Origin of the sequence: Bremerella sp. JC817 (genome assembly GCF_040718835.1) — a bacterium.
In the GTDB taxonomy this organism is placed as follows: Bacteria; Planctomycetota; Planctomycetia; order Pirellulales; family Pirellulaceae; genus Bremerella.
Genome location: NZ_JBFEFG010000281.1, coordinates 316,914 through 328,356 on the forward strand (window position 1 = coordinate 316,914; position 11,443 = coordinate 328,356).

Genomic DNA, 11,443 nt, shown 5'->3' on the forward strand with positions numbered 1-11,443 from the left:
CCGTTGCGTTGCCAGCACTCGATTTCCTATAAGTTGTCGCGCGAAAGTTTGTTAATCGATTTCCCCGTGACGACGCTCCCCGGTGCCTTCGCCTTCCGCCACAAACCGACCACTTCCTTACCAGGCCTGGCTGCGACTTTGCCTGGCTGGGGGTCTATTGTGTCTGGCCTTGGTTGCGACCGGATGCAAAGCGATCAAGCCTTCCAACAATCGCACGTGGGCACCTGATCAATCGAAGCTGCCGATCGGCGACATCGTCGGCGATGAGGTCACGATCCATAACGTTCGTAACTGTCGCTACGCGTCGGCGGACGAATACATCGTGCAGTACTACGATAAGAACGTCCGACTCTCGGACGTGCAGTCGGTCGACTTCATTGTAGTCCCCTTCAAAGACTCACCCAGCGTTGCCCACACGATGCTGAGCTTCGGCATGAAGGATGGCCAGTACCTGGTTTCCTCGGTTGAAATTCGCAAAGAGTCGAACGAGGAATACTCGGCGTGGAAAGGCTTTTTCAACCAATACGAGCTGATGTACGTCATCGGTGACGAACGCGACGTGATCAACCTCAGCTCGAACTATTACAAGAGCGACGTCTATCTCTATCGCACGATCGCCTCGCCAAAACAGGCCCAGGAACTGTTTGTCGACGTGATCCAGCGGGCCAACGAACTGGCGGCTCGACCCGAGTTCTACAACACGTTGACCAACAACTGCACGACGAACATCGTCTCACACGTCAACAAGATCTCGCCCAAGAGCATTCCTTACGACATCCGCGTGATGCTGCCAGGCTACAGCGACGAATACGCCTATTCGCTTGGCCTGCTCGACACCAGCGTCCCGTTTGAAAAGCTGCGTGACGAATCGAAGATCAATCAACTGGCAGAACGCTATCGCGACGACGCGAATTTCTCGCAATACATTCGCCGCTAACGATTTGGCAATCTTTGCGGTGCCGGCCCCCAAATTTCTCGCTAGCTAGACTTCTCTGCTTTTTTCTGCGGTTTTCGGCAGACCTTCATAAATCCTGATCAATCGACATTGTGTCATCCGAAATTCGAATATAGATACACCCTACTCTGCCACAAAACTGCCCTTACACGATGGACCGTTAGGGAGGAACGATATGAGTGGTGTTACTTTTTCGGTAGCTGCCTTGTGGATGATTTTGGGGGCCTCGCCCCATACGCCAGTGGTCCAGGATCAGGTCGACCTGATCGAGGTGAACCACTACTACGATTCCCAAGGCCGATTGATCTTCGACCAGGTCATCTTCTATGAATGGTCGCAAAGCGATGCCCGTTTCAATGTCACGGCATGGCGTCTGTTGAAGAGCTCTTGGCAAGTTCCGCGGAAACGTTGGAGCGACGGAGCCTATACCACAACCTGGCGTGATGGCGATGTCATCCGCAGCGTAGTGGGACAGAACATGCGTGAGACTTGGACGCAGCACGATCCGGAACTTGTCGAGCGGGATTATCTCCCACGCGAGTACCGGCGCGGCCTGACACCGAAGATAGACTCGGTAGCGAAATCCGAGAACTAACCACGCGCTAATTCGATACGGATGTCGAACACGACGACCACGTTTTCCTGCGAATCGCAGAGGAAACGCTTGGGTGTCTGACAGACCTTTCGCACCTGCTCGGTGAGTTCACTCAGCGAAGCGAGATCAAGGTCTTCTCTCAGCTCGCTCCAGGCCAGGCAAGCTTTCTCGGCATGGGCTTGAACCCCATGCGTCGAGCCCTGCCGGGCCTTCACGCCCGACGCCGCCAGGTGGATCAACCCTTTTAGCAGATCCCCCATCGCCCCTGTTCTTCCGGCGGCAATCCAACACGCTTCCCACGCCTCGTGGGCCTCCCAATAGAAGCCGTGATGGAACAAGTCGACGCCGATCCGCAGCAGCCGCGCCGGCGACTCCCCTTCCAGCGAGGTGGTTGGCCGCGCATTGATTCCCGGAACATAGGCAGATTCCGGCAGCGGGTAGTCTGGTTCGTAGCGTGTGATTCGATTCACCATGGTTGCGTTGGGCCTCGCCTCCCATTGTAATGACGCACTGCAGCACGTTTCGACAACCATTCAGAGAGGACTTCCCATGACCGCCCGAAAAATCGTCGTCACTGGCGTGACCAAGGGCCTGGGACGTGCCATGGTCGACGGCTTTATTGCCGCTGGCCACCATGTTGCCGGCTGTGGCCGCTCGGCCGATCGAATCGAATCGCTCTGCGATACGCACGGGGCGCCACACCGCTTCGATGTCGTCGACGTGACCAACTGGCTCGATGTCCGCGACTGGGGTCAGTCGGTGATCGAATCGTTCGGTACGCCTGACCTGTTGATCAATAACGCCGCGATCATCAACGAAAGTAATCCGGTCTGGGACGTTCCGATCGACGAGTTCTCGCACATTGTCGACATCAACGTGAAGGGAGTCTTTCACGTCATCAAGGCCTTCGTGCCGACGATGGTGGCGCGTGGCGAAGGGGTGATCGTGAACTTCAGCTCTGGCTGGGGACGCTCGACTTCGCCCAACGTTGGCCCTTACTGCGCGACGAAGTACGCAATCGAAGGACTGACCAAATCGCTTTCGCAGGAACTGCCGGAAACGATGTCGGCGATTCCTCTGGGACCTGGGATGATCCATACCGAGATGCTCGAGAAGTGTTTCGCCGACGGCGCCTCGAGTGCTCCGAAGCCGGAGGCCTGGGCCGCGTATGCGGTGCCATTCATTCTGTCGCTCGGGACGGAAGAATCTGGCCAGTCGATCAGTATCGTGAAGTAAGGTCGTTATGCCTGCTGGAATCGATCATCCTGCTGCCTGGCCGGCGGACGTGTTGCTGAAGCAATGCGAGTTGAAACGTCTTCGTCGCGGCGGTCCTGGCGGTCAGCACCGCAACAAAGTCGAGACTGCCGTTGTCATTCAGCACGGGCCTTCCGGGAAATCCGCCGAGGCCAACGAACGGCGGAGCCAGGAAGCCAATCGTCAGGAAGCGATCTTTCGCCTGAGGATCGTGCTGGCGCTGACTCCGAGCGACGAATTCGATCTGTCCAGTTCCCCCAGCGAACTTTGGCGATCCCGGGTCCGTAGTGGAAAAATTGCCGTGAACCCAACTCACGACGATTTTCCCTCGCTGCTGGCCGAAGCGATCTCGGTCCTGACGCAGCACGACTGGAATGCTGCTGCCGCTGCCAGCCAACTGGGGTGTTCGTCGAGCCAGTTGGTGAAATTCTTGAAAAACGAGCCTTCGGCGTTTGCCCTGCTTAACACCAAACGCCAGCAGCTGGGACTCAAGCCCCTGAAGTAGGGTGGAAGTTCCCTTGACACATCACGCAGCCAGACAAACGATGGGTTGCAGTGAAATCCTTTGTTTTGGAGTGCCTTTCGATGTTCAGCCTGACTCAACGTATCGTCGTTTGCGGATCCTTGCTGCTGGTCGGCCTTTCCGCTCAAGGCGTTTATGCCCAGGACGTGAACGCCGTCGCAGGCGATCCGTGGAGTGTCGGCAAGATTACGGTTCCGTTCCAACGAGCCGACTTTGGCGACCCAATCGACAGTGGCGCGTTCTCGATCACCGATCAAGAAGGACGCGTCTTCTATCCGGTCTTCAAAACCAAGCGTACCCTGCCACTGCTGCAGTCCCTAATGGGGGCTGACCAGGTCACTCCTCCGCAGCATTTGGAAGTCCACTTCCTCTTCCGCGGAACCGCTCCGCTCGACGTGGTTGTCAACTCGCCGACACCACAGCGCGTTCGCGTGAATCCTCGTCCCTACCGCCAGGGTGCCTACCGCAACGCGATGCGTCAGTGGTGGCGAACCTACAACGAGGTCTTCCGCGAAAGCACCGGGACCAGTGCCCACTCGCCGGTCCTCGAAACTTATTTGTCGATGATGCTCGGCAGCCGCATGGGACTGGAAGCACCACCGCTGAGTGAGAAGATCCTCGAAGATCGTTCGGCCCTCGCACCCAGCCAGTCGCTGATGTTGCTGCTGGGAACCGAGAAGGTGCATGACGCCATGCTCCGTTCGATCATGAACAACGAGATCAGCCCAAACCAGCAGCTCGGACCGATCGCCGAGCCGATTCCGTTTGCTCCCCTGGCCGTCCCAGAACCTGCCGCCGATGTCGTGATCGAACCGATCGCCAACTACGTGCCGGCACAGTGCTTCTACGTCCGCTTCGGTTCGCTAGGCAATTACCTTTGGCTCAACAAACTGCTCGAGCGTAACGGTGGCGATCTATCCAGCATGGTGGCTAGTCGCCGGGTATCGTTCCACTTGAACAAGGTGGTGCAGCGTCAGTTGGCGCTGAAACAATCGGAATTGGCGGAAGTCTTCGGTAGCCAGGTCGTGCAAGACGTCGCCCTGATCGGCCGCGATACGTATACCCGGGAAGGTGCCGCGCTGGGCATGCTATTCCATGCGAAACAAAGCATGTTGCTGGCAAACGACATCGGCAAGAACCGTCAGAACGCGCTGCGAGAATTCAAAAAAGAAGGCGCCAAGCTCGAGACGATCAAGATCGCTGGCAAAGACGTTTCGTTCCTTTCGACGCCTGACAACACGCTTCGCTCGTTTTATGCTGCTCGTGGTGACTTCCATTTGGTAACGACATCGCGTTCGATTATCGAAGCGTTCCTTACCCTCGAAGAAACCAACGCCAGTCTCGCGCAGACGCGTGAATTCCAGTATGCCCGAACGCTGATGCCGGTGAGCCGCGACGATACGGTCTTCGCGTTCCTTTCGTCCGAGTTCTTCCGTGGGTTGTACTCGCCGCAGTATCGCGTAGAAATGCGGCGTCGCCTCCAAAGCGTGGTCGAGATGGAACTGCAGCAGATGGCATCGGCCGCGGCGACCCATGAAGGGTATCAAGACACCTCGGTCGAAGGCTTAATCGCGGCTGGTTTCCTGCCCCGCAATTTCGGCCAGCGTGCCGACGGCAGTCATACGATTATCACCGGCGACACGCTCGGCGATTCAATCCGTGGTGGACGTGGGCACTTCGTGCCAATCCCCGACATGGACATCGTGGGGATGACGGCCCAAGAGATGGCGGACTATAACGCCTTGCGTCAGTTCCACATGACGCAGTGGCGTCAGATGAATCCAATTCTGGTCGGTATCAATCGCTTTAAACTGAATGACGAAGGGTTAGAGCGGATCGCAATCGATGCCCGCGTCTCACCGTTCCAGAAATCGAACTTCAGCCAGATGCTGTCGTTCCTCGGGCCTCCCCTGCCCAACCATATCGCGACCAGCCCTCGCGACGTCGCCGCTTTCCAGGCCGTGCTCAATGGCAAGTGGAGTGGTGGGGTGACGCACTACGCCGTCGCCGTCCAGGACTTGCCATTCCCGATCGAAGAGTTCGCCAACCAAGGTTTCTTCAACACGCTGAAGATGCTGAAGGCCACTCCAGGCTATTTGACTGCCTGGCCGAAGCCGGGGCTTCTCGATAGTCTCCCGCTGATCAGTCCGCCCCCTGCCGATGCCTATGGCTATTCGCAGCTGCCGTTCGGATTGTGGCGACGAGAATGGAATGGGTTCTCGACCCTTTCGTTCTTCCCTGACATCTTGCAGGAAGTCACGCCGAATCTGGCCCTGGTCGAAGACAAGCATCCCGCTCAGGTGCGGATGCATGTCGGTGACGTTTCCAACGCTCAGATCACACCGCTGGCCAACGGCTTGGCTCAGGCCCTCTCGAAACGAGGCAGCCTTGCCAATGCGACTTTCTTCCAGGACGTTCACAATCAACTGGGTGTGCCTGCCCCGGAAGCGAAGGCGTTCGCCGAACAACTGCTGAACCTCGAATTCCTCGACCCGTTGGGCGGTACGTTTGAGTACGTTGCCGAGCCGAACGGCACGCAGCGTTGGGTTTCGACGGCCTGGAATGAGGAAGGCCAAGACTACCAGGCGAACCTGATGACCTGGTTCCGAGGGATGGACGCTCGCTTGAACGTCGACGAATCGCTGGTCGAACTGCATGCCCAGATCGACATGCAGAATGAAAAGCCAGCCCCTGGGCTCAAGCTGCCAGGCTTCAACTTGTTTGACCTGGGTGGTGCCTTCGGTGGTTCGGCGAAGGAAGCGAAGCCGAAAGAACTTCCGCCTGAAGAACCAAAGGCAGAGGAAATCCCTGCCCCGAAATCGGTTTTGACGCCGCCAGGCAAACAGTTTTAAGCGAAGCGGCTAGTCCGCTTCCAGCTCGGCAACGCGATCCCACATCACCTTCAATTCGCTCCGGAATCCGCCGGAGAGAATCGGGAAGCGGCACCAGGTCTTTGGATCGAGGTTCTCGTCATCGAGATGGAATCCAGGTGCATATCGCTCTCGCTTCCATTGATTCCGGCTCCATAGCTGGAAGAACCGTTCGACGTAACCGCCAAGTTCCTTCGCCGTGTGCCCTGGATAGCGATGCAGCAGGTGCGAAAGAACTTCGACCGCCGTCTGCTTGTCACGAATCGCCAGCCGTTCGATCGCATCGAGGATGGTGTACGGCATCAAGTCGGCTTCGTCGGTCTGCTTCTGATCTGCGGGTCGCAGTTCGGCCGTTGGCTGCTGCTTGTTGATTTTCTCAAGAGCCGACAGACAACCGATGCCTGCGGGACCATGCTCTTCCATCCAGACCAGCCACGTCCGCAGGAAGGCCTTGTCGATCCCAGAGATCGGGCAGAGACCACCGCTGGTGTCGCCATCCATCGTGGCATAGCCGACCGCCGCTTCCGATCGATTGCTGGTCGAAAGCAACAAGGCATTCTTCAGGTTCGCTACCAGCCAAATGCCAGGCGAACGGGTTCGTGCTTGAATGTTCTGCAGGGCGATGTCGTCTTGCTCCCAGGTCAGCGGGCGGCCTTCGACTTGTTCTCCCAAGGCAATGTATTTCTGCACGAGGTCATCGACGTCGACACAGTGAAAGCCAGCCCCGACGGTCTCGGCAACCGCCCTAGCCGCGTTGAGGGTCACGTCGCCGCTATTGCGCGTTGCCTGATAGACACACGTCAGCAGCTTTTGGTTGATCTCGGCGGCATCGGCCATTCCTTCCAGGCCAGCAATATAGGCAAGCTTCTTGGCGAAGCGGCTGACGCCAAGTTCTTTCAAACCAAATTGAACCATGTAGGCACAAAGCGTTGTCACAGCCGCCGAGTCGGCGCCACCCGAGAGCGAAACCACGAAGCCACGCGAGCGGCTTTTGCGCAGGTAATCGAACAGCCCCAGCGTGACCGCCCGGGTGAACTCTTCTTCTTTCAAATTGTCCGAAGCTTCCCACGCCGGCTCTTCAATCGACACAACATCAGGTTCGCAGTGCGGCAGCGCGAAGTCGGACTCGACGACCTGATCGCGGGCCGCATCGAAGTTCAAGACGAACGCATCGCTCTTGGCTCGATTCATGCGGTTCACGTCGACATCGACTACCGCTGTCGTGACCACGCTATCGAGAAAGCTGAATCGCGGAGCCTCCGCCAGCAAACGCCCTTCCGAGGCGACCATGGCCCCGCCATCGTAGATCGCTCGACCTGCTTCGTTGCCAAGCAGGTTCGCATAGACGTAAGCAGCATGAAACGCCCGGGAGCCTTCCAGTACAAAACGGCGGCGGACTTCCTGCTTGTCGAACGCGAAGTGGCTGGCACTTGGATTCAAGATCAAGTCGACGCCCAGTTCCGCGAGACGACCACCAGGGCGGCTGGCGACCCAGGCATCTTCACAAATTTCAAGACCGAGCATGATGCCATCGAAATCGAAGACCAGGTCACCCAAAGGAATCTTCAGGCCATCCTCTTCATAGAACGCCCGCTTACCGCTTGGCCAGGGCTTGAACCAGCGTGGTTCGTAATGGATGCCATCCCCTGCCAGGTTCTTCTTGGGAACCATGCCCAGCAGCTTGCCATTGGCCGCGATTGCCGCGACGTTGAAGACCAAGCCGCGGTACGAAATCGGCAGGCCGAAACAAGCAACCAGGCCTTCGGTTGCTGGCACAAGCTCTTGCAATTTGTCCCAGGCCATCCGCCGCATTCCAGCGGAGAGAAAGGCGTCCTCGCAGCCATAGCCGGTGATGCAAAGTTCTGGCAAACAAACGACCGAGGCTCCCGACTGACGTGCTTGATCGAGGGCCTGAAGAATGTTCCGGGCGTTTCCTTCCCAGTCCATAGGAGTCTGGTTCAAGACGGCGGCAGCGACTTTGACGTTCAGCACGATGTTGTTTCCCCGAAGTTGCGAGTTCCATCCATCAAGCTACCCGATGGGTTCCATCGGGTCTATCGGTCAACCGAGGGACACAGCCGCAAGGAAAAAGGCTCGCCAAATTTAGCCATATCCGATTTCGTCTAGGTCTTCTTCGGTCATGCCGAAGTGATGGCCTAGCTCGTGCAGAATGGTGATCCGAATCTGTTCGGCCAGCCCATCCGGCGTGATCGAACCATTGACGTGATGCGTCTGAGCCAGGATCCCCTCCCGGAAGATCTGAATCGCATCGGAAGGAACCGCAGGCCCTTCAATCGAACGATGCGTCAGCGGAATGCCGGTATACAAACCACACAGTTGTCGGCGATGGTGAAGACCCAGCTTTTTAAGCTGTGCGTCGGAAGGATAGTCCTCGACGATCATCGGGACGCGGTCCAAGAGCTGCGCGATATTGGGCGGCAAGTTGGCCAGAACCAACTCGAGGTAGTAATCGAAGTTGTCGCGATGAACTTTTTCCATGATCTCCCCTGCTGCGTGATCGTCCATTATCGGGAATTATTTGCTGGCGACAGTCCCCCGCCAACCCGGAAAACAAATTTCACAAACTTGGATGCCGCCGGCCCGATAAGGTCGCAGTCAAGACGAATACCCCCATATTGCAAACTGCTTGCAAACCGTTCCCCGGCAGAGACAATGGGGGGCATGAATCAACGCTTTTCGATTACCAAACTATTCGTTTTCGTGGCATTCGCCGCAGTCACCTCGCTTATCATTCGCCAGGCGTTCCTCGGGGCGGACTGGGCGAAAGCGGTTGCGATCCTGGTTTTCGGGGTCGGGCTATGGATCGGCACGCATATGGTGCTCGGTTTCCTCGCCTTGCTGACCAGCAGTTACGAAGCGAAGTCGAACCCTGTTCGAGCCCAGTCTCCATTCGCCACAGACCAGCCGGCACCTCAAGTTCTGCCACCTCGTGCCAACGAAAGTGAATAGCCGGTGCCTGCACTTCATTGGATAAGAATCACAGTAATTCTGGCTTGGCTGCTCGTCTGCCTTCCACTTTCTCATGTTGCCGCTGAAGATGGAACGAACCTTCAATTTCCGATCCCTACCCACAAACCGGTATCGGGACTGACTCTTTCCGTCGACAATCGCTGGATCGATGGCAGTGGCTACCGTCCGGTCCGCGTTACCATTTCCACTGCCGATGGCAAACCGACCCCGGCTGACCGTCGACTTCGTGTTAGCTTGCAGCCTCAGTTCACTTATTATCGAGCCGAACAGCCGTTCCCGTTGGTGACGCAAGAGATCAAGCTGCCGCAAGGGGAAAGCTCGGTCACCGAAACGGTTCTTATTCCGCAGCACTTTCGCTGGGAGTCGCTGCGGGTCAATACGTCCGAATCGGGAGCTATGCTCCCGGAGCTCTCTGGCGGCACCAGCGTTCGCTACGGTAACCAGCGAGATGCCAACTTCACTGAGGCCTTTCCAGCGACGATCGTTTTCCATCGGAACGCCCCGGACCGCAGCGACCGCGTAACGTGGGCAACTGAAATTCGCAAGCAAGTCAACGATGGGGATCTGACGGGCGACGTCCCTGATTACCGCGTGATGCTAAACGAACTCGCGTTCTTTCAAAGCCAAACACGACAACTGATGCAACCCTCGAAGTACGGAGCAATACCGCTCGGGTTTGGCAACATCACGCGACAAGACTTTCTACCACTTGGCGATGTTCCCAACGACTGGCTTGCCCTCAGTTCGGCCGACCTCATCATCTTCGAGTTGGAAGATCTAGAGACCCTCGCCAGCGAGTTCCCTGAGAAGTTCGCGGCCATCCACCAATGGCTGCGGTGCGGTGGCAACTTGCTTCTGTACGAAGGTGGCCCCGATGGCAAGAGCAAGGTCGATCGACTGCTGGGTCGCGATTTAAGCGACACAGAGGACGACTGGAAACACATCTCATTCCCTGCCAGCAGTCTGACGTCACAAGACTACTTCGAGCGACTCAAGAGTCGTGAAGACGATTACCGCGTCAACGATGAAAATCGGTACGCACCGATCGAAGTCGTTGGAGACGCGACGCGTGAAATCAACAAGGGGCAAATCCCGTCCACTTCCGGTGCCATACCGCCGCTCGCACTCGATGCCACGACGGAAGAGTTCGGAAAGATCGTCCTTTCGGAACACACGCTTTTCCCTGGCACCACGGAGACATGGAATCGCGTGCTCCGGAGCTTTGGGGAAGAACGGCTGGCCTGGTACCAGCGAAATGGCTTCTCGCGATTAAGACAGAACGATACCTTCTGGGAGTTTTTGATTCCTGGCGTCGGCAAGGCGCCTGCGTTGACGTTCGCCCTGCTGATCACCATGTTTGTCATTCTGATTGGCCCGGTAAATTACTTCATGCTTCGAATGTCAGGCCGATTGAACCTGCTACTGTTCACGATTCCCGCAGGGGCACTATTCGTCACGCTGTCGTTGATGGCTTATGCCGTTGTGATGGATGGATTTGGTACAACGGCCCGGGTTCGTACTGTTTCGCATTTGAATCAACGCGATGGAACCGGAGTCAGTTGGAGTCGCCAGGCCTATTATGCCAGCCTTGCTTTGAATTCAGGGCTTAAGTTCCCCAAGGATGCCAAGGTGACGGAGCTAGAGTACTCCCCCTTTGGCGACGGGCGAAGCAATCGTCAGATTCAATGGAACGACGATCAAACCTTTCGCGGGGCCTATTTTCCCACGCGAGTCACGGCCCAGTACGTCGTGATCCATCCATTCCAGACGGAGCAGAAGCTGGACGTTCGCACCACCGGCGAAGGCACAACGGTCACCAATCATCTCGGTACCAAGATTCGCTATTTGCTACTGGTCGACGAGAATGGAGAGTTCCTTTACGGAAATAACATCGCAGACGGCGGCGAGAAGCCGCTCGAACCTGCCACCGAAGAACTGCATCAATTCGTGCAGCGTTATATCGAAACCCAGCGTCCTCGCTTGCCCAGCAACTTTGATTCCATCGGCTATTACCAGCCACGTCGCTACACGCTGCCGACCCACGAGATGCCCGAAATCTATCTGCAAGACGCTCGTTACGAGGACTCACTTGCCGAGAGTGACTTCCGCAATTGGTTTCATGCGTTGCGAGGCCAACCGGGCATGCATCGCCGGAAGTATCTTGCAATCGTCGACAACTTCGACCAAACGCCGTTCGGTACCGAGATCAATCGCTCGCACGATTCCCTCGACGTTATTCTGGGAGAGTGGTAAGC

General features: G+C 57.0%; 10 protein-coding genes. 7 read left to right on the top strand and 3 right to left on the bottom strand.

Going from position 1 to position 11,443, the window contains the following annotated elements; genetic code table 11:
- Positions 1–82 precede the first annotated feature (82 nt).
- On the top strand, positions 83–937 hold the full coding sequence (locus AB1L30_RS24315; protein ID WP_367016856.1) for a DUF4105 domain-containing protein: 855 nt from the start codon (positions 83–85) through the stop codon (positions 935–937).
- 193 nt (positions 938–1,130) lie between these two features.
- Positions 1,131–1,550: a hypothetical protein gene (locus AB1L30_RS24320; protein ID WP_367016858.1), complete on the top strand. Its 420-nt coding sequence runs from the start codon at positions 1,131–1,133 to the stop codon at positions 1,548–1,550.
- Here AB1L30_RS24320 and AB1L30_RS24325 read toward each other — a convergent pair.
- On the bottom strand, positions 1,547–2,023 hold the full coding sequence (locus tag AB1L30_RS24325) for a DUF309 domain-containing protein (RefSeq protein ID WP_367016859.1): 477 nt from the start codon (positions 2,021–2,023) through the stop codon (positions 1,547–1,549). The two genes, AB1L30_RS24320 and AB1L30_RS24325, sit on opposite strands and share 4 nt — an antisense overlap.
- 76 nt (positions 2,024–2,099) lie before the next feature.
- Between AB1L30_RS24325 and AB1L30_RS24330 the strand changes: the two genes are divergently transcribed.
- The 3 genes from AB1L30_RS24330 to AB1L30_RS24340 all read left to right on the top strand — a co-directional run bounded on the left by AB1L30_RS24330 (position 2,100) and on the right by AB1L30_RS24340 (position 6,179).
- On the top strand, positions 2,100–2,786 hold the full coding sequence (locus AB1L30_RS24330; RefSeq protein ID WP_367016861.1) for an SDR family NAD(P)-dependent oxidoreductase: 687 nt from the start codon (positions 2,100–2,102) through the stop codon (positions 2,784–2,786).
- 7 nt (positions 2,787–2,793) lie between these two features.
- Entirely contained in the window at positions 2,794–3,309 is a 516-nt protein-coding gene (locus AB1L30_RS24335) for a peptide chain release factor-like protein (protein ID WP_367016863.1), read from the top strand.
- Positions 3,310–3,389: 80 nt separating this feature from the next.
- Positions 3,390–6,179: a hypothetical protein gene (locus tag AB1L30_RS24340; protein WP_367016865.1), complete on the top strand. Its 2,790-nt coding sequence runs from the start codon at positions 3,390–3,392 to the stop codon at positions 6,177–6,179.
- 9 nt (positions 6,180–6,188) lie between these two features.
- On the opposite strand, the gene nadE is transcribed toward AB1L30_RS24340, so the two are convergent.
- Positions 6,189–8,189 (bottom strand): NAD(+) synthase, encoded by a 2,001-nt coding sequence (nadE, locus tag AB1L30_RS24345; RefSeq protein WP_367016867.1) that lies wholly within the window; start codon positions 8,187–8,189, stop codon positions 6,189–6,191.
- Positions 8,190–8,300: 111 nt separating this feature from the next.
- Complete coding sequence (locus AB1L30_RS24350) at positions 8,301–8,723, bottom strand: metallopeptidase family protein (RefSeq protein ID WP_367016868.1); 423 nt, start codon at positions 8,721–8,723, stop codon at positions 8,301–8,303.
- Positions 8,724–8,879: 156 nt separating this feature from the next.
- Between AB1L30_RS24350 and AB1L30_RS24355 the strand changes: the two genes are divergently transcribed.
- Positions 8,880–9,167, top strand: coding sequence for a hypothetical protein (locus AB1L30_RS24355; protein ID WP_367016869.1), 288 nt, complete (start codon positions 8,880–8,882; stop codon positions 9,165–9,167).
- A gap of 3 nt (positions 9,168–9,170) precedes the next feature.
- On the top strand, positions 9,171–11,441 hold the full coding sequence (locus tag AB1L30_RS24360; RefSeq protein ID WP_367016871.1) for a hypothetical protein: 2,271 nt from the start codon (positions 9,171–9,173) through the stop codon (positions 11,439–11,441).
- Positions 11,442–11,443: the final 2 nt, after the last annotated feature.

Coding starts and splice junctions, on each gene's coding strand:
- AB1L30_RS24320 (WP_367016858.1), top strand. CDS start 1,131: ATGAGTGGTGTTACTTTTTCGGTAGCTGCCTTGTGGATGATTTTGGGG.
- AB1L30_RS24325 (WP_367016859.1), bottom strand. CDS start 2,023: ATGGTGAATCGAATCACACGCTACGAACCAGACTACCCGCTGCCGGAA.
- AB1L30_RS24330 (WP_367016861.1), top strand. CDS start 2,100: ATGACCGCCCGAAAAATCGTCGTCACTGGCGTGACCAAGGGCCTGGGA.
- AB1L30_RS24335 (WP_367016863.1), top strand. CDS start 2,794: ATGCCTGCTGGAATCGATCATCCTGCTGCCTGGCCGGCGGACGTGTTG.
- AB1L30_RS24340 (WP_367016865.1), top strand. CDS start 3,390: ATGTTCAGCCTGACTCAACGTATCGTCGTTTGCGGATCCTTGCTGCTG.
- AB1L30_RS24350 (WP_367016868.1), bottom strand. CDS start 8,723: ATGGACGATCACGCAGCAGGGGAGATCATGGAAAAAGTTCATCGCGAC.
- AB1L30_RS24355 (WP_367016869.1), top strand. CDS start 8,880: ATGAATCAACGCTTTTCGATTACCAAACTATTCGTTTTCGTGGCATTC.